Here is a 24901-nt window from a genome sequence, read left to right as displayed (position 1 = left end):
GAACGCCTGTTCGAACAGTATTCTCGAACGCCCGTGCGAATGCAAGCACCATTCGCACAATCGTTCGACCCGTGTTGTGGTCTGGTCAGACCCTCGCAGGCCCCTCTGACATTTCTTGAGGCAAGGGGATCGACTGTTCGAACACGCCCGAACACATGTTTGAATGCTGCGTTCGATTGCCCTAGCGTGGACGCATGGCGACGGAGTTCACGCGGCGCGGCAAGGCCCGCCCCGACATCCCCAAGCAGACCCGGCGAGGGCGGCCGACCGACGACGACATCGCGGCGATCGCGAAGGCCCGCAACCTCCCCGTCCAAGGGGAGGACGCGCAGGGCCTCACGATCCGGCAGCGACTGATCCTCGAGACGATCAAGGACGCCCTGGAAACGCGCGGCTACCCGCCCACCATCCGCGAGATGGGCGACGCGGTCGGGCTGGCGTCCCCCTCGAGCGTCACCCACCAGCTCAAGGTGCTCGAGGGCAAGGGCTTCCTGTCGCGTGACCCCAAGCGCCCCCGCGCGCTGATGGTGCACCTGCCCAACAGCGACGGCCCGGCCTACATCCACCCCGAGGGCGTGCCGGCCCCCGACCAGGCCGAGCCCGCGGCGTCCGGGTACGGCGACGACGTGCACGTCTCGCGCGCGGTCAACGTGCCCATGGTCGGCCGCATCGCGGCCGGCGGGCCGATCCTGGCCGAGGAGAGGGTGGAGGAGGTGCTCCCGCTCCCCCGCGACCTAGTGGGCGAGGGCACGCTGTTCCTGCTCGAGGTCAAGGGCGACTCGATGATCGACGCGGCCATCTGCGAGGGCGACTACGTGGTGGTCCGCCAGCAGCCCGACGCGAACAACGGCGACATCGTCGCCGCGATGATCGACGGCGAGGCGACGGTCAAGACCTTCAAGCGGACGCCGGGGCAGGTCTGGCTGCTCCCCCACAACGCCGCCTACGAGCCCATCGACGGCAACGCCGCCACCATCCTGGGCAAGGTCACCGCGGTCCTGCGCCGCGTCTGACGCTCCGCCCACGGGGGCAGCACCTGCGTCCGTGGGAGGACGCGACCTCACGCCCCTGAGGCGATCCGACGCCCCACGACTCCTCGTTACGTTGCCGGGAGAACCAGCAACGTGACGAGGAGTTCGCATGTCTGATGCCGGCGCGGCCGTCCGCACCGAGTCCCTGACCAAGACCTACGGCAGCGGGGAGACGCTCGTCCGCGCCCTGGACGCCGTGACCGTCGAGATCCACCGCGGCGAGTTCACCGCCGTCATGGGCCCCTCGGGTTCAGGCAAGTCCACCCTGATGCACCTCACCGCCGGGCTGGACGCCGCGACGTCGGGCCGGTCCTGGATCGGCGACGTCGAGATCACCGCCCTCGATGACAAGGCCCTCACCCTGCTACGTCGCGAACGCGTCGGCTTCATCTTCCAGGCGTTCAACCTGCTCCCCACCATGGACGCCCGGGCCAACATCTTGCTCCCCCTCAAGCTGGCCCACCGCAAGCCCGACCAGGACTGGTTCAACCACGTCGTCGACGTGCTCGGCATCGGCGACCGGCTCACCCACCGGCCGTCCGAGCTTTCCGGCGGCCAGCAGCAGCGCGTCGCCGCGGCCCGCGCGCTGATCACCCGGCCCGACGTGGTCTTCGCCGACGAACCGACCGGTGCGCTCGACTCGGCGGCCTCCGAGCAGCTCCTCACCTTCCTGCGCGCCTCGGTCAGCGACCTGGGCCAGACGATCGTCATGGTCACCCACGACGCGACCGCCGCCTCGTACGCCGACCGCATCCTGCGGCTGGCCGACGGCCGCATCGCCGCCGACGAGCGCGCCACGATCGGGGCGTGACCCGGTGCTGACCTCGCCCCGCCGCCTGCTCTCGGCGGCCCTGGCCCTCGCCCTGGGCGTCGGCTTCGTCGCCGCCGCCCTCATGCTCGCCAGCTCCCTGGACACGTCGCTGCGCGCCGCAGCCGGCGGCGCCACGCGCGACGCCAAGGTCGTCCTCACCCAGGACCCCGATTCCGCCGCGCCGCCCACCCTCCCCGAGTCCTACGTGGCCACCCTGCGCGCCCTTCCCGGCGTCGACCGGGTGCGGCCGGTGGTGTCGACCTACGCGGGGTCCGTGGACGACAACAGCGCCCAGACGTTCCTGGTGCAGACGCCACCCGAGCTGTCCGACCGCACCCAGCTCCTCGAGGGACGCCTCCCCGGGTCCGACCGCGAGGCTGCCGTGAACCGCGTGGCCGCCGAGCTGCGCGGCTGGCGTCCGGGCGACACCGCGACGTTCGAGGTCGAGGACCGGCAGGAGTACACGATCGTCGGCATCGTGGACGCCGGCGCCGACACCACCGCCTACCGCGAGATGCCCCACGTCTTCCTCACCATGGAGGGCATCCAGCGGCTGTCGGGCCGCACGAGCTACACCGACCTCTACGTGCACGGCACGCTCCCCGAGGCCGAGCTGCGCAACGCCGTCCTCGCGGTCCCCGAGACGGCCGGGACGGGGGCGGCCGTGCTCACCGCGTCCGAGGCGTCCGACCAGCGCGTCAGGGAGTTCACGCGCGGCTCGGAGCAACTGGCCGCGATGCTGTTGGCCTTCGGTGCGGTCGCGGTCATCGTGGCGGGGCTCGTCGTGGCCAACACCTTCGCGATCCTGGTCGCGCAGCGCACCCGCCAGCTCGCGCTGCTGCGCACCGTGGGGGCCACGCAGGGCCAGGTGTTCCGCACGGTCCTGGCCGAGGCCGCCGTGCTGGGCCTGGTGTCGGCGCTCGTCGGCCTCGGGTTGGGCGCCGCAGCCGTCGCCGGGATCGCGCCGCTGTCGCAGGGCAACCCGGTGCTGGCCATCGACGGCCTGGCCATCGCCCCGCGCGATATCGTCGTGCCCCTGGTGGTGGGCGTCGCGCTCGCCGTCGGTGCCGCGCTCATCCCGGCCCGCCAGGCGACGCGGGTCCCCCCGCTGGCGGCGATGCGTCCCCAGGTCGCGACCGCGGTGGATCCGCGGGTGCGGCAGGGGCGTCCGGTCGTGGCCCTCGTCGTGACTCTCACCGGCTTCGTCATCCTGGTAGCGGGCGCGGTGGCCCTACCGCTGGCCAACGTCGCCGCCAGCCTCAGCGTCCTGGTGGGCATCGCGGGCGGCCTGCTCAGCGTCGCGGGTGTGCTCGGGGTCGGACGCCGCATCGTCCCCGTCCTCGCGCGACTGCTGGGTGCCGGCTTGCGCCGCGCGGGCGGGCTGCCCGCCGAGCTCGCGGCCGACAACGCCGTCCGCAACCCCGGGCGGGCCGCCGCCACCACGGGGGCGCTCCTGGTCGGGGTCACCCTCGTCACGATGATGACCGTCGGCGCCGCGACCGGGCAGGCCTCCATCGAGGCCGACCTCGCACGCCACTACCCGATGGACGTCGAGGTCACCAGCTGGGAGCTGCTGAGCGACGCGCAGGTGGAGCTGGCCGCCACGCTGCCGGACGTCGCGGCCTCCACGGTGCTGCTGTCGAGTTCGGCCACGACCGAGGACGGGCAGTGGGTGCCCCTCCGGGGCATGGAGCCCGACTCGGCGGGGGTCCTGCGCGCCCCCATCGACCTGGGGCAGCTCACCGACGGCGTGCTGCTGGTCGGTCCCGAGATGAAGTTGCCCGACGGTGTGCCCATCACGCTGACCGGCGCCGAACGGCAGGTGACCCTCACCGTTGCGGTCAACCCTCGCGCGGACGGCCTGAACGCGGTGACCCCGGCCACCATGGCCCAGTTGGACCCACACCCGATGCGTTCCCTGGGTGTGCGCCTGGTCGATGGCGTGGACCCGGTGGGGGCGGTCGCCCGCGTGGGCGCCGCGCTTGGCGAGGTGGGTCCCGGCGTCGACGTGAACTCGGTGGCCGAGCGCCGCGTGCAGGTGCAGCAGATGATCGACACGGTGCTGCTGGTGGTCCTGGGGCTGCTCGCGGTGGCGGTGGTCATCGCGGTGGTGGGCATCGGCAACACGCTCGCGCTGTCGGTGCACGAACGGCGCCAGGAATCGGGCCTGCTGCGGGCCATGGGGCTCACCCGCGGGCAACTGCGGGCCTCGCTGGGTTGGGAGGCGGTCCTGCTCGCCGCGGTGGCCGTGGTGCTGGGGCTGGTGCTGGGCATCGTGTACGGGTTCGCCGGCGTGTCGGCCCTGGTCAGTGCGGACGCCGAACTGCTCCTCCGCGTCCCGTGGGAACGGCTGGCGCTCATCGTGGTGGTCGCCCTGCTCGCCGGCTGGCTGGCCTCGGTGCTGCCGTCGATCCGTGCGGCGAAGGTGCCACCGGCGGCCGCACTGGCGCTCGGGGAGTGAGACCTCGGACGCCGCGGGCTCAGTCGCCGGCCAACCGGCGCAGCGCGTTGACCGCGACCTCGCGGTCGGTGGTCGACCAGAATCCGGGCATGGACGCCCGCAGGAAGCTGCCGTAACGGGCCTTGCGCAAGCGCGGGTCCAGCACGGCCACGACCCCGCGGTCGGACAACCGCCGGATGAGGCGTCCGGACCCCTGCGCCAACAGCAGGGCGGCATGGGTGGCGGCCACGGCCATGAACCCGTTGCCGCCCGCTTGGGCGACCGCCTTCTGGCGGGCCTGCAGGAGCGGCTCGTCGGGGCGCGGGAACGGGATCTTGTCGATGATCACGAGCTGGCAGGTGTCGCCGGGCACGTCGACGCCCTGCCACAGGCTGAGCGTGCCGAACAGGCTGGTCTCGGGCTCGTCGATGAAGCGGCGGGTCAGCTCGGACAGCTGCGCGTCCCCCTGGCACAGGATCGTCATCTTGGGCAGCTCGGTGCGGCAGTGCCGGGCGGCCGCCTCGGCGTTGCGCTGCGAGGCGAACAGGCCCAGCGTGCGCCCGCCCGCGGCCCAGACCAACTCGGCCACCTCGGCCAACGCCTCGGGGCCGATCCCGTCGCGGCCGGGGTTGGGCAGGTGCTGCGCGACGTAGAGGATGCCCTGCCTGGCGTAGTCGAACGGGGACCCGACGTCGAGGGCGCGCCACTCCAGGCCGGTGGGTTCCTCGGGTTCGGTGTCGAGCAGACGGTCGCCGCGGTGCAGGCCGACCGACGAGGCGATCGACTCGAAGTCGCCACCCAGCTTGAGCGTGGCCGACGTGAGCACCGTCGTCGTGTTCGACAGCACGCCCTCGCGCAGGAGCCCGGCCACGTCGAGGGGTGCCACGACCAGCCAGCGGCCGAACCGCTCGCGCTCGGACACCCACAGCACGTCGGTCGGCTTCAGCGCCGCCATCGCCTCGGCGACGTCGAAGACCTCCTTGGCCGCCGCGGCGGCCTGCTTGCGGTCGGGGTCGTCGCCCTTGAGCTCGCTGACCACCGCGCGGCTCACCTCGCGGATGCGCTGCAGCACGGGGATGAGGGGTGAGTCCGGGTCCTCGATCCGCTCCAGCGGCGCCTCGTCGAGGGCCTGCTGCAGGGCGTCGCCGAGGTCGAGGAACTCGACGGCGAGGTCGTCGTCGTCCAGGAGGGGCAGGCAGCGGCGGGCGACCCGCTCGACCTGCTGCGGGCTCAACTCGTGGGAGGCCGCCCCCGTCACCCGGGAGGTCAGCTCGTGGGCCTCGTCGATGACGAGGAAGTCGTGCTCGGGCAGGACCGAGTTGCCGTGCATCGCGTCGATGGCGAGCAGGGCGTGGTTGGTCACCACCAGCTGGGAGTTGCGCGCGGTCTCGCGCGACCGCTCGACGAAGCAGGCCTCGAAGAACGCGCACTGCTGGCCGAGGCACTCCCGCACCGGCACCGACACCTGGGCCCACGCGGCGGCGGTGTGCGTGGGGGCGTCGTCGCGGTCTCCCGCGCCGTCGGCGTCCAGTTCGGTCTGCACCCACTCGCGCAGGGCGACCACCTCGGCCCCGATCACGGACGCCGTGTCGGCCTTCGCGGACCGCAGGCCCTCGGCGAGCACCTCGCCGCCGAGGAGGGAGTCCTGCTCGGCACCCGTGCCCTCGATCGCGCGGTGCAGGCAGGCGTAGTTGGTGCGGCCCTTCAGGATCGCGGCGGTGGCGCGGCGTCCGGTGACCTTCTCGGCGGCGTCCAGCGCGGCGGGGATGTCGGAGTTCGCCAGCTGGGCCTGCAGCGCGAGGGTGGCGGTGGCGACGATGACCCGGCCGCGCGGGTTCTCGTGCAGGTGCGCTAGCGCGGGGGCGAGGTAGCCCAGCGACTTGCCCGTGCCGGTGCCCGCCTGGACGAGCAGGTGCTCACCCGTATCGAAGGCGTGCTCGATCGCACGGGCCATCGTCACCTGGCCTTCGCGGGGCGCACCACCGATGGCCTCGACGGCGGCGTCGAGGATCTGGTCGGTTCGGGACGGCACCTGATCGAGGCTACTTCAACGCGGCGTCGTTCCGACGGGGCGACCCACCCGGACAACAAACGGACAACACCGCCAACGTCAGGAGCCCGCGGAGAACATCTCCTTGATCGGGTCGTCCTCGACCGGCGGCTCGCCGGTGGCCGGGTCCTCGGGGTCGCCGAGCATCAGCGCGCCGTCCTCGTCGAAAGCCAGGGCCCGCATCAGCTCGACCGCAGCTGTGGGCAGCGGCCCGTACAGGTGCGGGTACCCGACCCCCTCGACCGACTCCACGCGCACCTTGGTGGCACCCAGCTTCGTCCGGTCGATCTCCAGGATCACCAGCGGCTCGGGGTCGTCGGCGTAGAACGTCCGTGCCACCACGCCGACCTGATGGGGGTAGGAGCAGTGGATGAACCCTTCCTCCCCCAGCGTGCGCCCCCGCGTGGAGTGCAGGTAGACGCCGTCGGCCAGCGCGGCCTCCCAGTCGGCCCGGTGGGCGATGTGCCACAGCGGCAGGAAGTCGTTCATCGCGCGAACTCCGCCAGCTCGCCGGCTAGGTCCTGATTGACCCGCGCCCGCACGAGCGTCCCCTCACCCGTGTGCTCGGTCGAGACGATCTCCCCCGCCTTGTGGATGCGGTCGATCAGGTCGTGCCGCGCGTACGGCACCAGCGCCTCCACCTCGACCGCCGGCCGGGGCAGCCGCTCCTCGATGCGGGCGCGCAGCTCCTCCAGCCCGGCTCCCGTGCGCGCCGACACGAACAGCGCATCCGGCGCGACCGTGCGCAGCGGCACCAGGTCGGTCTCATTCGCCAGGTCGATCTTGTTGAACACGATCTGCTCGGCGATGTCGTTGGCGCCGATCTCGTTCAGCACCGTACGCACCGCGTTGATCTGGCCGACGGGGTCGGGGTCGGAGGCGTCCACGACGTGCACCAGCAGGTCGGCCTCCGTCGACTCCTCCAGCGTGGAGCGGAACGCCTCGACCAGGTCGTGCGGCAGGTGCCGGACGAACCCGACCGTGTCGGTCAGCGTGAACACGCGACCGTCGGCGGTCTGGGACCGGCGGGTGGTCGGGTCCAGCGTCGCGAACAGGGCGTCCTCGACGAGCACACCCGCGCCGGTCAGACGGTTGAGCAGCGAGCTCTTGCCAGCGTTGGTGTAGCCGACGATCGCCACCGAGGGCACCTGGTTGCGGCGCCGCTCGGCCCGCTTGGTGTCGCGCACGGCGTCCAGTTCGCGCAGGCGCTTTCGCAACTGCGAGATGCGGGTGCGGATGCGGCGGCGGTCCGTCTCGATCTTCGTCTCACCGGGGCCGCGGCCACCGATGCCGGCACCGCCGGAGACCCGGCCGCCGGCCTGGCGGGACAGGTTGCCACCCCACCCACGCAGGCGCTGTCGCAGGTACTGCAACTGCGCCAGCTCGACCTGGGCCTTGCCCTCGATCGACTTGGCGTGCTGGGCGAAGATGTCGAGGATCAGCGCGGTGCGGTCGATGACCTTCACGCCGATGCGGTCCTCCAGGTTGCGCAGCTGGGCGGGCTCGAGCTCGCCGTCGGCGATCACCGTGTCGGCGCCGGTGGCGATGACGACCTCGCGCACCTCGTCCACCTTGCCGCGGCCGATGTAGGTCGCCGGGTCGGGGTGGGTGCGCCGCTGGACGAGGCCCTCGAGCACCTCCGACCCCGCGGTCTCGGCGAGCAGCTTCAGCTCGGCCATCGCGTTGTCGTGGTCGGTCTGGCTGCCAGAGGTCCACACTCCCACGAGCACCACGCGCTCCAGCTGCAGCTCGCGGTACTCGACCTCGGTGATGTCGGACAGCTGGGTCGACATGCCGGCCACGCGGCGCAGCGACAGGCGCTCGGCCAGGTCGAGCTGGTCGCCGTCGTAGTCGTCGACCTCGGGGTCGAGGTCGGCGTCGTAGGTGTCAGTCATTCTTCTCCTCGCGCGGAAGGTCCACGTGGCCGCGCGCCACGATCACGGCCGGGCCGGTCAGCCAGGCCTCACCGCCGGCGAGGTCGACCACGACCTCACCGCCAGGTACCTCAACGGTCCAGCGGCCCTCAGTCTTCCCGTGGGCCCGCGCGACCGCAGAGGCGACCGCCACGGTGCCCGTGCCGCACGACTCGGTCTCGCCCACGCCGCGCTCGAACACGCGCATGCGAACCCGGTCCTCGGCGAGCTCGTCGACGAACTCGACGTTGACCCCGTGGGGGAAGTTCGCCCGCGGCGTCCACTCGGGAGCGTCGCCCAGGTCGAGGGCGGCCAACGCGTCGCCCTCGCCGAGCAGGACCACGGCGTGCGGGTTGCCGACGTCGACGCTGGTCGCGCCCCACTCCTGGCCGTCTACGCGCACGACAGTGCCGGCGTCGTTGGTCTCCGGACGCCCCATCCACACCCGCACGCGGCCGTCCGGCAGCAGCTCGGCGGTGCGCAGGCCGGCGCGGGTGCCCAGGTCGATGGACGTCGTGCCCTCCGGCACGAGCCCCTCCTCGACGAGGTAGCGCGCGAACACGCGCACGCCGTTGCCGCACATCTCGGCGATGGAGCCGTCGGCGTTGCGGTAGTCCATGAACCACAGGTCGGGGTCACCGTCCCACCCCGGCACGTGCCGCGCCCGCACCGCTCGCAGGACGCCGTCGCCGCCGATCCCGGACCGGCGGTCGGCCAGGAAGCGCACGTCGTCGTCGGTCAGCGGGCGCGCGTCGTCGGCGTCCGTGACCAGGACGAAGTCGTTGCGCGTCCCGTGTCCCTTGGCGAAGCTCAGCACCCGGCGATTGTCGCACGGATTCCAGATGCATTTCCGGGTGGAGAAACCCCAAGGATCCTTGGGGTTTCTCCACCCGGAAATGTCAACGGGTCAGCTGTTCAGCCAACGTCTGCGCCAGGCCGGGCTCGCCGGCCGGGTACCACGTGACGCGCGCATCCCGCCGGAACCAGCCCAGCTGCTTGCGCGCGAACCGCTTGGTCGCCCGCACGATGGCCTGCTTCGCCTCGTCCTCGGACAGCTCCCCGTCGAGGTACTGCAGCACCTGCCGGTACCCGATGGCGAGGGACGCCGTCCGCCCGGTCCGCAGCCCCCGGCGCTCCAGGGCCCGGACCTCGTCGACGAGCCCGTCGGCCCACATCCGGTCGACGCGCTCGGCGATGCGGGCGTCCATGAGCGCCCGGTCGACCTCGAGGCCGACGCTGACGACGTTCGGCAGGGCGTAGGTCCACTCGGGCAGCGTCGGAGCGTGGCCACCGGTGAGCTCGAGCACCTCCAGCGCACGCACGATGCGCCGTCCGTTGCCGGGGAGGATCTCCGCGGCGGTGTCCGGCGCGCGCTCGGCCAGCACGGCGTGCAAGGCCTCCGGGCCGACCCGGTCGAGCTCGGCCTCCCAGCGGGCCCGCACGTCGGCGTCCGTGCCCGGGAACTCGAAGTGGTCGAGGATCGCGCGCATGTACAGCGCCGACCCGCCCACCACGATCGGCAGGACGCCGCGGGCCCGGCACCGCTCCATCACCGCCCGCGCCGCGGCCTGGAACTCGGCGACCGAGGCGGTCTGGGTGACGTCCATGACGTCGACGAGGTGGTGGCGCACGCCCCGCCGCTCGGCGGGGGTCGGCTTGGCGGTGCCGATGTCCATGCCGCGGTAGACCAGCATCGAGTCGGCGTTGACGACCTCGGCCGGCTGACCCCGCCACGCGAGCGCGACGGCGACGTCCACGGCGAGCGCGGACTTGCCGCTGGCCGTGGGGCCGTTCAACGCGAGGATCGGGAGCACCCGATCATTCTGGCGTAGATCGGGCGCCGCAGCCCGCCGGAGGTCTACCGTGGGTGCTGCCGGGAGAAGCAGGGCCGGCACTGGACGAGAGAAAGGAGGGCCCATGGGCATCTTCGACGACATCAAGGGCCAGATCGACGCCAATGAGGAGCGCATCGAGGCCGTGATCGACGACGCCGCGGACTTCATCAAGGAGAAGACCGGCGGTCAGTTCGCTGACAAGGTCGACCAGGCCACGGACTTCCTGAAGGACAACATCGGTTCGCCCAACGACGCACCGGAGCAGCCGCAGGCCTGACCTGCCGCCCTTCTCGGATCCGGCGGCCCTTGCCCCGTCCGTCCAAGACGCAAGCATCTCGCTCAGGGCCATCCCCGCTGGGGGTGGCCCTGAGTGCTGCCCGGGTCAGGTCGCGCTGCAGCCCGCGACCGCTGGCGGCATCGGCTCGGGGCGGCGCAGCGGCATGCCCAGCCCGACGCCGGGGGTGGACGCCGCGGGTGCGCCCTGCCAGCGGGCCCAGGCGTCGCCGCCGCGCGTGCGGCGCAGGTTGGTCACGGCGCCGTCGGCGTTGAGGTGGTGCGGCGCGGCGTAGGTGATCTCGACGTCGGCGAGGTCACCGGGGCGCGGGGCGTCCATGCCCTCGGGGATCGTGACGTGCACGAGTCGGTTGTCGCGGGCGCGGCCCGAGAGGCGGTGGGTCGCGGCGTCCTTGCGGCCCTCGCCCTCGGCGAACATGACCTCGACGGTCCGGCCGACGAGCTTGTTGTTCTCCGCCCAGGTGATCTCGCCGACCAGGTCGACCAAGCGCTCGTAGCGCTCCTGGACGACGGCCTTGGGCACCTGGTCGGGCATCGTGGCCGCGGGCGTGCCGGGCCGGATCGAGTACTGGAACGTGAACGCGGCCGCGAACCGGGAGGCGCGGACGACCTCGAGGGTGCGCTCGAAGTCCTCGTCGGTCTCGCCGGGGAAGCCGACGATGATGTCGGTGGTGATGGCGGCCTCGGGCATCGCGGCGCGCACGCGGTCGAGGATGCCGAGGAACTTCTCCGACCGGTACGACCGGCGCATCGCCCGCAACACGGCGTCGGAGCCCGACTGCAGCGGCATGTGCAGGCTCGGCATGACGTTGTGGGTCTCGGCCATGGCGGCGATGACGTCGTCGGTGAACGCGGCCGGGTGGGGGCTGGTGAAGCGGACGCGCTCCAGCCCCTCGACCTCGCCGCAGGCGCGCAGCAGCTTGCCGAACGCGAGGCGGTCGCCGAACTCGACGCCGTAGGAGTTCACGTTCTGGCCGAGCAGCGTGATCTCCTGGACGCCCTCGTCGACCAGCGCCCGCACCTCGGCGAGGATGTCGCCGGGCCGCCGGTCGGTCTCCTTGCCGCGCAGGGCCGGGACGATGCAGAACGTGCAGGTGTTGTTGCAGCCCACCGAGATCGACACCCACGCGGCGTACGGCGACTCGCGGCGGGTGGGCAGCGTCGACGGGAAGCGGGTCAGCGCCTCCTCGATCTCGACCTGGCTGGCCTGCTCGATGCGGGCGCGCTCGAGCAGCACGGGCAGCGAGCCGATGTTGTGGGTGCCGAACACGACATCGACCCACGGGGCCTTCTTGACGACCGTGTCGCGGTCCTTCTGCGCCATGCATCCGCCGACGGCGATCTGCATGCCGGGGGTCTTCGCCTTGACCGGGGCGAGGTGGCCGAGGTTGCCGTAGAGTCGGTTGTCGGCGTTCTCGCGCACGGCACAGGTGTTGAACACGACGATGTCGGCCTGGTCGCCCTCGGGGGCGCGCGCGTAGCCCGCGTCCTCGAGCAGCCCGGAGATGCGCTCGGAGTCGTGGACATTCATCTGGCAGCCGTACGTGATGACCTCGTACGTGCGCGGCGTGGCGGTAGCAGTCATGGCGAGGGTCGAGTCTACGTCAGCGGGGCGCGGTCTCCCATTCAGCGACCGCGCAGGTGCTGCTCGAGCCACTGGGTGTCGGTGGCCTCGAGGTCGCGGGCCAGGTCGACGAGGCGCGCGCCGGTCCAGTCCCCGGAGGAGCCGTCCTGCCACAGGGTGAGCTTCGCGTCACCCATCGTGCGGCAGATGGTGGTCGGGTCAGCGGGGTCGCCCAGCACCACGACGCCGTCGCCGAGGTCGTGGGGTGCGTGGGCCCCGTCGCACTGGGACGTGGCGTCGGGCCCGGTCTCCAGCCACACCCGCGCCTCACCGGCCAGCCCGGGTTGGGCCATGTCGTACCAGGCCTCCTGTCCGGCGCCCAGCTGGGTCGAGAACCCCAGTGCGTTCACGGTGATGTCGGCCCGGCCGACGGGTGCGTAGACCGGCACGTCGAGGTTGCGCCACGTGGCGACGACGGTGCGACGCTGTCGGTCACGATCGCGGGCGTTGGCCGCCTCGTCGAGCACCGGCACGACCACCACGGCGACGGCGAGGAGGGCCACCAACAACACCCGCACCCAGACCCGCATCGGCCCGGCCACGGCGAGCGCCAGCACCGGCGCAACGATCGCCAGGACCCACAGCGCCGTCCCGAGGCCGTCGCCGGTCACACCGTCGAGCCTCGACTGGCCGGCGACGGCCAGCACCGGGAGGCCGTAGGCGATGGGTGTGTACCACCAGCGCACGCCGTGACGGCGGGCGACGACGGCGGCGATGACCGCCGACGCCAGCACGCCCACGCCGGCACCGAGGATGGCGTTGCCGATCGAACAGAGGAAGCCCGAGCACGGGATCACCGACCCGATCGCCCCGAACAGGCCGCCGAGCACCGGCGCGGACGGCGGCGACCCGCGTCCCCCCGCAGACGAGGAGAGGCGCCAGCAGCCCAGGCGCCCCTGACGCCCCCCGGGCCCGCCCCATGTTGGGCGTGCCCTTTCCTTGTCCGGCTCAGCGCATCAGCCGCCGCCGGGCGATGAGGACCGTCGTACCGGCGACCACCAGCAGGACACCGCCTGCCACCAACCACAGCTCGGCGCCGGTGCCCGTCTGCGGGAGGCGGTCACCCGGCTTCCACGGGGTCGGCTGGGGGTCCGGGGCCGGAGAGGTGGTCGGGGGGACCGGCGGCGTCGCCGACGGGCCGGGGGCCGGAGTCGGGGTCGGGGTCACCGAGGGCTCCGGCGTCGGGGTCGGGGTCACCTGCGGCGCGGCGTTCTCATTGAGAACGACGACCGAGCGGGCCGGGACGGTCAGCGTGCCGCTGGCCGCGTCCCAGGCCGTGGTGGCCAGGACGGGGTCGTCCCGAACGCCGTCGATGAGCACCGGGTCGAGCACGTACTCGACCCCGGCCAGGCCGTCGATGGCCTCGGTGATGGTGGCCGGCGACGCGTTGAACGCAACCAGCACGCTCTCCTTGGCCGGGTCGAGGTCACCTGCACCGGCCGGGTCGGCCACGTGCATCACGATGAGGCCGGCCGTCTGGTCGGCACCTGCGTTCGGGAACGTGACCCGCCCCTTGATGAGCTCCGCGGAGCCCAGCGTGAGCAGCGGGTTGGTGGATCGCAGCTTCAGCAACTCCAGCGCGGCGTCGTGGGACTTCGCGATGTCGGTCGGGGCCGGCTTGAGTGCCGGGTCGGCCAGCAGCGGACGCATGGCGTCCCACTTCGAGCCGTTGTCCGGCTCGGGCGGCAGGCCGACGCCGAAGTTGTTGTCCTGCATCGACCAGTCGAGGTGGTTGAACCAGTCGCCGGAGTTGTAGGAGTTCCGATCCAGCGACTTGCTGCGCAGCAGGTCGGTGCCCGCGTGCCAGAACGCCGGGGACTGGCCGAGCGCCACCGTGCCAAGCGACACGGTGTTCATCCGCACCCGGTCGGCCATCGGCGTATCCTTCGGCAGCTTCCAGATTCCCAGGTCGTACAGCGTCTCGTTGTCGTGGGCGTCCACGTAGTTGACCGACTCGTCAGGCTCCGTGGCGTAACCGGCCGGCGAGCCGTTGTAGTCGAGCTCGGCGCCGGTCCGCACCTCACCCGCGGACGTCTCGAAGGCGTAGTCCTCGAGGTTGCCGGCCATCCCGAGCCGGATCAGGTCCTGGTCGTGCCGGAGGTTGGCCAGCTGTTGCTCGGGCGTCTCGACGGTCACGCCGTTCGGGTCGGTGTAGAGACCGGTGCCGAAGCCCTGGAGCTCCGCCTTGTTCTCGTCGAAGGGGCCGCCGCCATGGACGGCGTCCCGGAGCCGGTCGTTGAAGGCGCCGATGTGGGTGCCGTCCAGCTGGCCCTGCGTCGCCTGGGTGAACCGGGCGTTGTCGGCCACCTCGCCGAAGTTCCACCCCTCGCCGTAGAGGTAGATGGTCTTGCCGTCCACCCCGTCGTCGGCCAGCGTGAGCTCGTCGAGGGCGGCGCGCACGGTCACCATGTTGTCGAACGAGTGGTGGCCCATCAGGTCGAACCGGAAGCCGTCGACGCGGTAGTCCCGGGCCCACGTCACGACGGAGTCGACCATGAGCTGCTCGGCCATCTCGTGTTCGGTGGCCACGTTCTGGCAGCACGTCGAGGTCTCGACCGAGCCGGCCAGCGACAGGCGGTGGTAGTAGCCGGGCACGACCTGGTCGAGCACCGACTTGTCACCCTGCCCGGACTGGGCGGTGTGGTTGAAGACCTCGTCCAGCACCACCTGGTAACCGGTCCGGTGCAGTCCGCCCACCATGGAACGGAACTCGGCCGTGCGGGCCCCGCCGTCCTGGTTGCCGGCCGAGGCGTAGGAGCCCTCCGGCGCGTTGAAGTGGAACGGGTCGTAGCCCCAGTTGAAGCCGTCGGCGTCCGCCACGGTGGTCACGGCCGCCTGCTGCGCCTCGGAGTCCGGCGCCGCATCGGTCGGGATGGCCGGCACCGCCTGGGCGGCCCGGTCCTCCTCGATCGTGGCGATGTCGAAGCTCGGCAGCAGGTGGATCGTGTTCATGCCGGCGTCGGCGAGCTCACCCAGCCGGGTGATGCCGTCCGTACCCTCGAGGGCGAAGGCGGCGTACGTGCCGCGCAGGTTCTCCGGGACGGTCTCGTCCGAAACGGAGAAGTCGCGGATGTGAAGCTCGTAGATCGTCCGGTCGACGAACTGGTCGATCTGCGGGGACTCGGTGTCCTTCCAGAGGGCCGGCGCCCAGGCCGGGTCGCTCAGGTCGAGCACGACGGACGCCGTGGAATTCAGGGTCAGGCCGACCGAGTAGGGATCGGTGACGCTGTTCGTCACCACCTCCCCGGTGGATGGTGCGTAGACCTCGACGGCGTAGCGGTAGGCGCGGTTCTCCCACCCGGCCGTGCCGGTGACGCTCCAGGTGCCATCGGCGGCGCGCGTCATCGGGACGGTGGTGGGGGTGGTCGAGGCGTCGAGGCCGTCGAACAGCTCGAGCGCCACGGTGCGGGCCGTCGGGGCCCACACGCGCAGGGTCGGGACGTCACCGTCGAACGTCACCCCAAGGTCGGCCTGCCGGGCCGACTCGGCGTAGAGGTCGTCGAGGACGCCCGGGATCTGCAGCCCGGTGAACACCTGCGGCGTTCCGGCCTTGGCGGCCTGCAGAACCATCACCTGGCCGGTGAGCACGTCCCCGATCGTCACGCCGTCGGCGAGGCTCAGCCTCAGCGCGAGGAAGCCGGACAGGTGCTTGCGATTCTCCAGCTGGGCCGCCGTGAGGCCCGTCGGATCGTAGGCCAGGGTGCCGAGCAGGGTTGCCGTCTCGCCGGTCCCGCCCGAAACCTTGCCGTCGGCCAGGACGAGGCCGCCGTCCGCGTCGCCCCAGAGCTGCCACATGGTGTCGGCCGGGTCGGGCGCGAGGTTGGCCGGCCACGCCACGGTGTTCGCGTCGATCCAGTGCCCGAGGAACTGGCCGGCGCCCGGCAACGCCGGGTCGGTGACCTCGACGGTCAGGATGTGCGTCGCGATGTCATAGGTGAAGGTGATCGGCTTGCCGCCCGGCGAGGAGAACGCGTAGTTCGGGCCGCCGGGCGCGCCCCCCACGCCGTAGTTCTCGTCCCAGCCCAGGTTGTGCGCGACCTTGACCTCGTAGGAGCCGGCCGGGATCGCCGACGTCGTCCAGGTGTAGGTGCCGTCCCCGTCGGGGTCCTGCAGGGAGGTGACCACGCAGTCGGGCTGCCAGTCCCCCGGACAGCCGACCTCGTCCTGGAACGAGCCGGGCAGGGTGACCAGCGGGCCCTGGGCGCTGGAGGTGAACCACTTGGTGGCGTCGTCGTAGACGAACGTCACCGCCTGGTCCTGCTCAAGGGTGAACGTGGCGTTGTCACCACCGGGGACGCCGCCCGTGCCGTAGTTCTCGTCCCAACTGCCGCCGATGGCGATCTTGTACTGCCAGGTGCCGGCCGGGACGGTGAAGGTGTTCGAGTACACGCCGTTGCCGCGGTGGACCAACTGGATGGCCGTGCAGTCGGGCTGCCAGTCATTGGGGCAACCCAGCTCGCTGTTGAGGTCGCCGGGGATGGTGACCATCAGGTCGGTGCGGCCGGAGGTGGGGGCCGGCTCGGGCTCCGGCTCGGGCGCGACGCCGGCGAGGTCGGTGCCGACCACGTACAGGGTGGAGGTGGCGACCGCTGAGCCGTCCGCGTCCACGGAGACCGCGCGCAACTCGAGGGCGGTGCCGCGAGGGAGGTCGCCGAAGTCGGCGAACACGCGCGGGGTGTCGTCCTCGGCGGTGCCGAGCGCGACGTAGTCGGCCGCGCCGACGGCGCGGTGGGCGAAGGACGTCTCGGCCCAGCGGTCGTCAGCGATGTCGGCGGTGACCGGGACCAGGCCCTTGTCGTCCATGGCGCCGGCCGCCAGCGCGATCGCCTGGGCGTCGCCGGCGTCCGCGACCGGACGGTCGGCCTTCAGGACGACCGCGGACAGCGCGGGCACGGTGAGGGACACGGTGCCGTCGGCGGCCGCCGTGGTCGAGGCCGCGCCGCCGAACACGGGCGCGTAGGTGGCCCCCGGGGTGAGGGTCGCGAAGGACGCCTCGGCCGCCGCGTCGGTGTTGTTGATCGCCACCACGTACTCGACCTTCTCGGTGCGGTCGACGCGCGCGAAGGCATAGACGCCCGGGCCGTCGGCCGCGTACAGCTCGACCTGGGCGCCGGTGTCGAGCGCCTTGTTGCCGTCACGCAGGGCGGCCAGGGCGGCGATGTGCCGGTACAGCGGGGCGTCGGTGTCGAAGTGCGACCCGGCGCCGTAGGCGGAACCGTCGAGGAGGACGTTGTCGAGGTAGGACGCGGTCTGCGAGGCCATCATGTCCTCGCGGGCGTCCTTGTCATTGCCGTCACCCACGAAGCCCTGCTCGTCGCCGTAGTAGACGACCGGCTGGCCGCGGGTGAGGTACATGAGGGAGTGCGCGATCTCGGAGCGCTCCAACTCGGAGCCCGCTCCCTGGAGCAGGCGGCCGACGCGGCCCATGTCGTGGTTGCCGAGGAACGTCGGCAGAGCGGACGCCGACGAGTGGTCGGTCGTGTAGTAGTCGTCGGCCGCGAAGAGCTTGGTGAGCCCGTCCGCGCGCAGGCCCTTGGCATAGGTGAGCGCCGAGGACTGGAAGGCGAAGTCGAGGACGCTGGTCATTTCGGTGTCGCGGACGTAGGGCGACAGCAGGCGCGCGTCGGCGTCGTAGACCTCGCCGAACATGAAGAAGTCCGGGTTCCCGGCGGCCACCGCGTGCGCGTTCACCGCGGTGGTGAACTCCTGCCAGAACTCGAAGTTGACGTGCTTGGCGGTGTCGATGCGGTAGCCGTCGATGCCCAGGTCGACCCAGGTCTTGTAGATCTCGATCATCGTGTCGACGACGACCGGATCCTCGGTCATCAGGTCGTCCAGGCCCACGAAGTCGCCGAACGTGACCGATTCGCCGCTCCAGGTTGAATCCCCGCGGTTGTGGTAGAGGGTCACGTCGTTCAGCACCTCGGGCACCATCACCGTGTTCTCGGCGCTGCGGACGGGCGTGCGCGGGAACGAGCGGGTGTCGGGGTGGAAGTCGGGGAAGTCGGCCTGCCCGGCCAGCTCGGAGACGTTGACGATGTTGCCGTCCACGTCCTTGTACGGGCTGGTCGCCGTGTCGATGTACGTGTACTCCTTCTCGGCGTAATCGATCAGGTCGGCGGTGTGGTTGGCGATGATGTCGAAGTAGACCTTGATGCCGCGGTCGTGCGCGGCGGCGATGAGGTCCTTCAGCTCGGCGTTCGTGCCCAGGTGCGGGTCGATCTGGGTGAAGTCGGTCACCCAGTAGCCGTGGTAGCCGGCGGACGCGTCCGCGCCGGTGCCCTGCACCGGGTTGTTCTTGAACGACGGGGTCAGCCAGATCGCGGTGGAGCCCAGGCCCTCGATGTAGTCCAGCTGCCGCTTCAGGCCCGCGATGTCGCCCCCGTGGTAGAAGCCCTTGTCGGTCGGGTCGAAGCCGGTCGTCATCCGGTCTCCGGTCAGTCCGCCGTCGTCGTTCGCGGGGTCGCCGTTGTCGAACCGGTCGGTCAGGACGAAGTAGAAGCTCTCGCCCTCGCCCAGTTCGCGGACGGGGGCCGAGACCAGGTCGGCGTCCGTCGCCGCGTCGTAGCCGCCCGGGAGGCCGGGTGCCGCGAGCGAGATCTTGTCGGTGGCGTCGTCGAAGGAGAAGGTCAGCTCGGTCGCCGCGGCCAGGCTCAGCGGGTAGTTGCCCCCCTCGTCCCCGTAGGCCTCGTCCCACGTGCCGTTGAGGGCGACCTTGAACTCCCAGGTGCCGGCCGGGACGGTGAAGTCCCCGGTCCAGACACCGTCGCCGTCCGCGTCGGAGAGGTTCGTGGCGGTACACGCCGGCGCCCAGTCCTCGGCGCACCCCAGCTCGGACTGCAGGCTGCCGACCAGCGTGACCGACGTCGTGGCGCCGGAAGCCGTGGGTGCCACGACGGCGCCCAGCCCGATGGCTCCGGTGAGGGCGAGGGCCAGGCTGACGACGAGGGACAGCAGGCGCCCTGTAATCCGGGACGAAGGTGTGCGCATCGGGAAGCTCCTACGAAGGTGGCCCGTCAGGGCGTGGTGCGCCGAGCCTAGACCCAAGCTCTGACAATCGGCAACGGGCCTCACCGACCGCGCATCTGCGCCTCCAGCCACGCCCCGTCGACTGCTTCGGACCGCGGGCGAGGTCGACCAGGCTGCGGCGTCAGGGACGTTCTCGGTCGCCTTCATCGTCCACGCCCTCGGTGACCTCCGACACCACCCGGTGGCACAGCCCGGGGGCAAAACCTCGGCGGGCCAGGGCGCCGGCGAGGCGTCGGTACCGGACGTGGGGCTCCAGGGCGCCCATCGTCCTGACCTTCTTCCGGGCCAGCGCACTCGCGGCCTGGTAGTCGGCGTCGTCGGCCGTCTCGGCCAGCGCCTCGTCGACGACCTCGGCGTCCACACCCTTGAGCCGCAGCTCCTGCTTGAGTGCGCGGGTCGACTTCATGCGGCGCTGCTGCCCCTCGACCCACAGGCCGGCGAACTGGGCGTCGTCGACGAGGCCCGCCTCCTCGAACCGATCGAGGACCGACTCGATGGTCTCGGCCGGCACGTCCTTCTTCGCCATGGCCTGGGCGAGTTCGGCCCGGGACCGCGCCCGCACCTCGAGGAGGCGGAGCGCGATCTCGCGGGCGAAGTCCTCCGACACCGTCAGAACTTGACCTCGCCGGTGACCGGGTCGATCTCCTCCGGCACGTCGTCACCGGCGGCCGGAACGTCGCCCGGCTTCAGGCCGATGCCGAGCTTGGTCTTGATGCGGTTCTCGATCTCGTTGGCGACGTCGGGGTTGTTGCGCAGGTAGTTGCGCGCGTTCTCCTTGCCCTGGCCGAGCTGGTCGGTCTCGTAGGTGAACCACGCGCCGGCCTTGCGGACGATGCCGTGCTCGACACCCAGGTCGATCAGGCTGCCCTCGCGGCTGATGCCGGCGCCGTAGACGATGTCGAACTCGGCCTGCTTGAAGGGCGGGGCCACCTTGTTCTTGACGACCTTGACGCGCGTGCGGTTGCCGACGGACTCCGTCCCGTCCTTCAACGTCTCGATGCGGCGCACGTCGAGCCGGACCGAGGAGTAGAACTTCAGCGCGCGCCCACCGGTGGTGGTCTCGGGCGAGCCGAACATGACGCCGATCTTCTCGCGCAGCTGGTTGATGAAGATGGCCGTCGTGCCGGCCCCCGACAGGGCACCGGTCATCTTGCGCAGCGCCTGGCTCATCAGGCGTGCCTGCAGGCCGACGTGGCTGTCGCCCATCTCGCCCTCGATCTCGGCTCGCGGGGTGAGCGCGGCGACGGAGTCGATGACGATGAGGGCCAGTGCACCCGACCGGACCAGCATGTCGGCGATCTCGAGCGCCTGCTCGCCGTTGTCGGGCTGCGACACCAGCAGGGCGTCGGTGTTCACGCCGAGCTTGGCGGCGTAGTCGGGGTCGAGCGCGTGCTCGGCGTCGATGAACGCGCAGATGCCGCCGGCAGCCTGGGCGTTGGCGATCGCGTGCAGCGCGACCGTCGTCTTGCCCGAGGACTCGGGACCGTAGATCTCGACGACGCGGCCGCGGGGCAGGCCCCCGATGCCGAGCGCCACGTCGAGCGCGATCGAGCCGGTGGGGATGACCTCGATGGGGAGGCGCGTCTCCTCGCCCAGCCGCATCACCGACCCCTTGCCGTGGGCCTTCTCGATCTGGGCCAGCGCCGCCGCCAGCGCCTTCTCGCGATCTGCAACCGCCATGGTGAGCTCCTCTTCAACAAAACCTGTGTGCCGTGTGGACCTGTGGTGGGAACCCCGGTGGCCCCCGACACCGATCACGTTAGGCAGCGGCTCCGACAATGTGTCACCCAGTTGCTGGGGCTGTGGACAACCGGCCTTCACCTTCACGGCGTTACGCACATTACCGAACACGTGTTCGACGACCAAGCAACACGCCGAGGCGTGTCGCGGCGCACCAAGAGGCTCAGCGCTCGGACGCCGGCAGCTCCAGGAACGCCCACACGGCCCGCCAGACCTGGACGGTCGGGACGCCGTCGGCCAAGGCCTCAGTCACAGAACGGTTGCCCAGTTCGGTCAGCACGACGTCACGCGCCCACGACGGCGCAAGACCCACACCGAGGTGGTGGTTCAGGCGGCGCCAGAGTTCCTGTTCCCGCACCGTCAGGCGACCGCAGCCCGCGGCGTCCGGACAGGCAGGTGGGTGACGTTCTCGTGGGCCCCGACGCGCAGCGTGGTCAGGCGCAGCACCTCGGACAGCTCGACCTCGAGCGCACCGCAGATGGCGTTGAGCAGCTCGGAGGAGGCCTCCTTGTGACCCCGCTCGACCTCGGAGAGGTAACCCAGCGACACGCGGGCCTGGCCCGACACGTCGCGCAGGGTCTTTCCGGAGGACATGCGGAGCTCGCGCAGGGTCTCCCCCACCATCTCGCGCATCAGCACGGCGGCCATGCCGGCACCCCCTTCGGATTCCCCTCCCCAACACCGTGAGTGCTTGGGTTGTTCCCAACCTACACGGGCGAGACCACGCGCAGAAGCATCGTGAACGCCGCGTCGACGGTCTGGGCGCGCACGGCGTCCCGCTCGCCCTCGAACTGGAACCGCTCCGTCTGCTGGAACTGCGGCAACGACGCGATCCGAGGCCCGAGCACGCAGATCCAGACCTCGCCGGGGTCGTGCCCCTCCTGCGGGTCGGGGCCGGCGACGCCGGTGACCGCGATCACCCAGTCGGCGTTCGTTCGCTCCTGCAGCCCGACCGCCATCTCGATGGCGACCTCCTCCGACACCACGGTGTGGGCCGCGATGGTGTCGACGGGCACGCCGAGCAACTGGCTCTTCAAGCGGGTCGCGTAGCTCACGACCCCGCCGAGGTAGACCTTGGACGCCCCGGGCACCGTCGTCAGCGTGGCCCCGATGAGGCCGCCCGTGATGGACTCCGCGACCGCGAGGTGCAGCGTGCGCTGCCCCAACGTCCTGATGACCTTGGCGGCGAGTTCATTCACGAGCTCACTCCTTCGTTCGGGCTTCCTCCGGGTGGTCGGCCAAGTAGGTCTGGCGCATCTTGGACGCTTCGCGCAGGTAGTCGAGGCCGGTCAGGACCGTGAGGACGAAGCACAGGATCATGGCGGCCCACGCGATCCAGTCCCACACCGCCGGCATGAACTGCAGGCCGGGCAGGAACATGATCAGCGCGACCGACTGCATGACGGTCTTGAGCTTGCCGCCACGGTTGGCGGCCATGACGCCGTACTTCATGATCGCCCAGCGCAGGACCGTGATGCCCCACTCGCGGACGAGGATGATGATGGTGATCCACCACGGCAGCTCGCTGAGGATCGAGAGGCCGACGAAGGCCATGCCTGTGAGGGCCTTGTCGGCGATCGGGTCCCAGAGCTTGCCGAAGTTCGTGACGAGGTTGTACTTGCGGGCGATCTTGCCGTCGATCGCGTCGGTGGCGATCGCCACCACGAAGATGCCCGTCGCGAGCCAGCGCATCCCCGGGTCATCGGGGAAGGCCAGTAGCACGTAGGCGAAGACCGGGACCAGCACCATGCGGACCGCGGTCAGCACGTTCGGCACGTTCCAGTTGCTGACCCTCGTGGGTTCGGTCATGCAGGGGCCTCCTCGCGTGCCATCAGGTCCACTCCCTCGGTGCTGATGACCCTACCCCAGACGAGATCGCCGACCCGGTGGTGCGCGCCGTGCGCGAACGACGTCGTGCCGTCGACCTCGGGCCCCTGGTGCTCGGCGCGGCCGACGGCCACCCCGTCCTCGATCGACTCGACCAACACCCGCACGCGTTCGCCGACGCGCTCGAGCGCGCGCAGGTCGACGAGGTCGTTGGCCAGCTCGCTGACCTGCTCGAAGCGCTCGTCGATGACCTCCTGCGGCAGGTGGCCGTCCAGGCCGAGGCCCTCGGTGCCCTCCTCGTCGGAGTAGGCGAACACCCCCAGCGCATCGAGGCGGGCCTCGGCGGCGAAGTCCATGAGGGTCTGCACGTCGGCGTCCGTCTCGCCGGGGAACCCGACGATGACGTTGGAACGCACCCCGGCGTCCGGCTTGAGGTGCCGGATGCGGTCGAGCAGGCCGAGGAAGCTGTCGGGGTCGCCGAAGCGCCGCATGCGGCGCAGCACGGCGGGTGCGGCGTGCTGGAAGCTCAGGTCGAAGTACGGCACGACCTTGTCGATCGAGCACATCGCCTCGACCAGCCCGGGCCGGATCTCGGCGGGCTGCAGGTACGACACGCGGATCCAGTCGAGGTTCTCGATACCGTTGAGCCGGTGCAGGAGCGACTCGAGGGCGCCGAGCTCGCCGAGGTCCTTGCCGTAGGAGGACGAGTTCTCACTCACCAGGAACGCCTCGCGGACGCCGTGGTCGGCCAGCCACGTCACCTCCTCGACGATGTCGTCCAGGGGCCGGCTGACGAACGAGCCCCGGAAGCTCGGGATCGCACAGAACGCGCACCGCCGGTCACAGCCCGAGGCGATCTTCACCGGGGCGCTCGGCGCGTTGCCGCGACGCTTGCGCACCGCACGCGGGCCCGAGGCGGGTGCCGTGCCCGGAATGACGATCCCGGACGCCGCGGCCTGCCGTTGAGCGGGGGCCAGGGGCAGGAGCCGGCGCCGGTCGGACGGCGTGTGGGCCTCGACGTGGGCGCCGGACATGATCAGGCGGAGCTTGTCGTCGATGTTCTCGTAGTCGTCGAAGCCCAACACGGCGTCGGCCTCGGGCAGGGCGTCGGCGAGCTCGCGCCCGTAGCGCTCGGCCATGCAGCCCACAGCGACGACGCGCTGGGTGGTCCCCCGGCCCTTCAGGTCGGACGCCGCGAGCAGCGTGTCGATCGAGTCCTTCTTCGCGGACTCGATGAAGCCGCAGGTGTTGACGACGATCGCCTCGGCGTCCTCGGGCTCGTCGACGAGGGCGAACCCGCCGGCCTCGAGGCGTCCGGCGAGTTCCTCGGAGTCGACATCGTTGCGGGCACAGCCCAGCGACACGATGTGCACGCGCGTTGTGGTCACGCTGGCACCCTATCCGGGCTCAGCGCTGCAGCAGTGCGGCGCTGATGCGCTCGACCTCGTCGGCGGTGAGCTCGAGGTCCATCGCGCGGGCGGAGTCGACGATGGACGCCGGCCGGCTCGCCCCCGGGATCGGGATCACGTGCTCGCCGAGGGCCAGTTGCCACGCCAGGGTGGCCTGCTGGGGGCTGACGCCGTGGGCGTCCGCGACCTCGGTGAGGACGCCGAACCGCTCGGCCAGCGCCGCCGCGCCGCCACCGGTGCCGCCCAGCGGCGACCACGGCAGGAACGCGATGCCGCGCTTGCCGCACCACAGCAGCTCGCGCCACGAGGTGTGGTTGAACCTCGGGGAGAACTCGTTCTGGACCGCGGCGAGCCCGCCCTCGCCCAGCACGTCGACGGCGACCTGGAGCTCCTCGACGTTGGCGTTTGAGACGCCGACCTCCTTGACGATGCCGTCGGCCTTGAGCTGGCCGAAGGTCTCGACGACCTCGGCGTAGAGCCGGGACCGGTCGGGACGGTGCCAGTAGTAGAGGTCGATGGCGTCGACGCCGAGGCGCTCGCGGGAGCGCTCGACGGCCTCGCGGATGTAGGCCGGCGAACCGTCGCGTCCCCAGCGCTCGCCCTCGGCGCGCGTGATTCCGCCCTTGGTGGCGACGACGACGTTCGCGGCGTCGCCCGACCACGAGCGCAGCGCGTCGGCGACGATGGACTCGTTGTGGCCCATGGTGTCCCAGCTGGGCGCGTAGATGTCGGCGGTGTCGATCAGCGTGATGCCCGCGTCGAGCGCGGCGTGGACGACCGCCACGGCCTCGTCGTGCGACGGCGTGGTGCTGCCACCGGTCGACAGCGGCATGGCGCCGAGCCCGATGGCGGAGACGGTGAACTGGCCGATGCGGCGATGGTGTGACATGGCCCGCAG

At 71.3% G+C, this 24901-nt stretch carries 20 protein-coding genes; 4 read left to right on the top strand and 16 right to left on the bottom strand.

Annotated elements, in window-relative coordinates:
• Positions 1-194 precede the first annotated feature (194 nt).
• The 3 genes from lexA to J4N02_RS07595 all read left to right on the top strand — a co-directional run bounded on the left by lexA (position 195) and on the right by J4N02_RS07595 (position 4303).
• Positions 195-1013, top strand: a complete 819-nt coding sequence (gene lexA / locus J4N02_RS07605) for a transcriptional repressor LexA (RefSeq protein WP_182816111.1) — start codon at positions 195-197, stop codon at positions 1011-1013.
• Positions 1014-1140: 127 nt separating this feature from the next.
• Positions 1141-1842 carry an ABC transporter ATP-binding protein gene (locus J4N02_RS07600; RefSeq protein WP_188333335.1) on the top strand — a complete coding sequence of 234 codons (702 nt, stop codon included), beginning with the start codon at positions 1141-1143 and terminating at the stop codon, positions 1840-1842.
• A 4-nt stretch (positions 1843-1846) separates the two neighbouring features.
• Positions 1847-4303, top strand: coding sequence for an ABC transporter permease (locus J4N02_RS07595; protein WP_188333336.1), 2457 nt, complete (start codon positions 1847-1849; stop codon positions 4301-4303).
• 19 nt (positions 4304-4322) lie between these two features.
• On the opposite strand, the gene J4N02_RS07590 is transcribed toward J4N02_RS07595, so the two are convergent.
• The 5 genes from J4N02_RS07590 to miaA all read right to left on the bottom strand — a co-directional run bounded on the left by J4N02_RS07590 (position 4323) and on the right by miaA (position 10059).
• Positions 4323-6236 (bottom strand): ATP-dependent DNA helicase, encoded by a 1914-nt coding sequence (locus J4N02_RS07590; RefSeq protein ID WP_188333437.1) that lies wholly within the window; start codon positions 6234-6236, stop codon positions 4323-4325.
• Positions 6237-6392: 156 nt separating this feature from the next.
• On the bottom strand, positions 6393-6821 hold the full coding sequence (locus J4N02_RS07585; protein ID WP_188333337.1) for a DUF952 domain-containing protein: 429 nt from the start codon (positions 6819-6821) through the stop codon (positions 6393-6395).
• Positions 6818-8227, bottom strand: a complete 1410-nt coding sequence (gene hflX / locus J4N02_RS07580; RefSeq protein ID WP_188333338.1) for a GTPase HflX — start codon at positions 8225-8227, stop codon at positions 6818-6820. Before hflX ends, J4N02_RS07585 begins: the two co-directional genes overlap by 4 nt.
• Positions 8220-9062: a diaminopimelate epimerase gene (dapF, locus tag J4N02_RS07575; protein ID WP_182816121.1), complete on the bottom strand. Its 843-nt coding sequence runs from the start codon at positions 9060-9062 to the stop codon at positions 8220-8222. Before dapF ends, hflX begins: the two co-directional genes overlap by 8 nt.
• Before the next feature lie 82 nt (positions 9063-9144).
• Positions 9145-10059: a tRNA (adenosine(37)-N6)-dimethylallyltransferase MiaA gene (gene miaA / locus J4N02_RS07570; protein WP_243760898.1), complete on the bottom strand. Its 915-nt coding sequence runs from the start codon at positions 10057-10059 to the stop codon at positions 9145-9147.
• Between the two features lie 103 nt (positions 10060-10162).
• Between miaA and J4N02_RS07565 the strand changes: the two genes are divergently transcribed.
• Entirely contained in the window at positions 10163-10357 is a 195-nt protein-coding gene (locus tag J4N02_RS07565; RefSeq protein ID WP_188333339.1) for an antitoxin, read from the top strand.
• 105 nt (positions 10358-10462) lie between these two features.
• Here the strand turns inward: J4N02_RS07565 and miaB are convergent, their stop codons facing one another.
• The 11 genes from miaB to J4N02_RS07510 form a co-directional block, all read right to left on the bottom strand.
• The gene (miaB, locus tag J4N02_RS07560; protein WP_182816125.1) at positions 10463-11959 is read right to left on the bottom strand and encodes a tRNA (N6-isopentenyl adenosine(37)-C2)-methylthiotransferase MiaB; all 1497 of its coding nucleotides are present in this window, start codon (positions 11957-11959) and stop codon (positions 10463-10465) included.
• A 41-nt stretch (positions 11960-12000) separates the two neighbouring features.
• Complete coding sequence (locus J4N02_RS07555; protein ID WP_188333340.1) at positions 12001-12828, bottom strand: hypothetical protein; 828 nt, start codon at positions 12826-12828, stop codon at positions 12001-12003.
• Between the two features lie 118 nt (positions 12829-12946).
• Positions 12947-18988, bottom strand: a complete 6042-nt coding sequence (gene pulA, locus J4N02_RS07550; RefSeq protein ID WP_188333341.1) for a pullulanase-type alpha-1,6-glucosidase — start codon at positions 18986-18988, stop codon at positions 12947-12949.
• Positions 18989-19148: 160 nt separating this feature from the next.
• Complete coding sequence (locus J4N02_RS07545; protein ID WP_188333342.1) at positions 19149-19634, bottom strand: regulatory protein RecX; 486 nt, start codon at positions 19632-19634, stop codon at positions 19149-19151.
• Between the two features lie 2 nt (positions 19635-19636).
• Positions 19637-20707 (bottom strand): recombinase RecA, encoded by a 1071-nt coding sequence (gene recA / locus J4N02_RS07540; RefSeq protein ID WP_188333343.1) that lies wholly within the window; start codon positions 20705-20707, stop codon positions 19637-19639.
• A 223-nt stretch (positions 20708-20930) separates the two neighbouring features.
• Positions 20931-21125: a DUF3046 domain-containing protein gene (locus J4N02_RS07535; RefSeq protein WP_182816135.1), complete on the bottom strand. Its 195-nt coding sequence runs from the start codon at positions 21123-21125 to the stop codon at positions 20931-20933.
• Between the two features lie 2 nt (positions 21126-21127).
• A complete protein-coding gene (locus tag J4N02_RS07530) occupies positions 21128-21415 on the bottom strand; it encodes a helix-turn-helix domain-containing protein (RefSeq protein ID WP_188333344.1) in 288 nt (95 codons plus the stop codon).
• A gap of 59 nt (positions 21416-21474) precedes the next feature.
• Entirely contained in the window at positions 21475-21966 is a 492-nt protein-coding gene (locus J4N02_RS07525; protein ID WP_188333345.1) for a CinA family protein, read from the bottom strand.
• A 4-nt stretch (positions 21967-21970) separates the two neighbouring features.
• Complete coding sequence (gene pgsA, locus J4N02_RS07520) at positions 21971-22576, bottom strand: CDP-diacylglycerol--glycerol-3-phosphate 3-phosphatidyltransferase (protein WP_188333346.1); 606 nt, start codon at positions 22574-22576, stop codon at positions 21971-21973.
• Positions 22573-23982, bottom strand: a complete 1410-nt coding sequence (gene rimO / locus J4N02_RS07515; RefSeq protein ID WP_243760897.1) for a 30S ribosomal protein S12 methylthiotransferase RimO — start codon at positions 23980-23982, stop codon at positions 22573-22575. Before rimO ends, pgsA begins: the two co-directional genes overlap by 4 nt.
• A gap of 19 nt (positions 23983-24001) precedes the next feature.
• Positions 24002-24892, bottom strand: coding sequence for an aldo/keto reductase (locus J4N02_RS07510; protein WP_188333347.1), 891 nt, complete (start codon positions 24890-24892; stop codon positions 24002-24004).
• Positions 24893-24901 lie beyond the last annotated feature (9 nt).

Source organism: Propioniciclava sp. MC1595 (assembly GCF_017569205.1).
Lineage (GTDB): Bacteria > Actinomycetota > Actinomycetes > Propionibacteriales > Propionibacteriaceae > Propioniciclava.
This window is presented reverse-complemented; position numbering and strand designations above follow the sequence as displayed.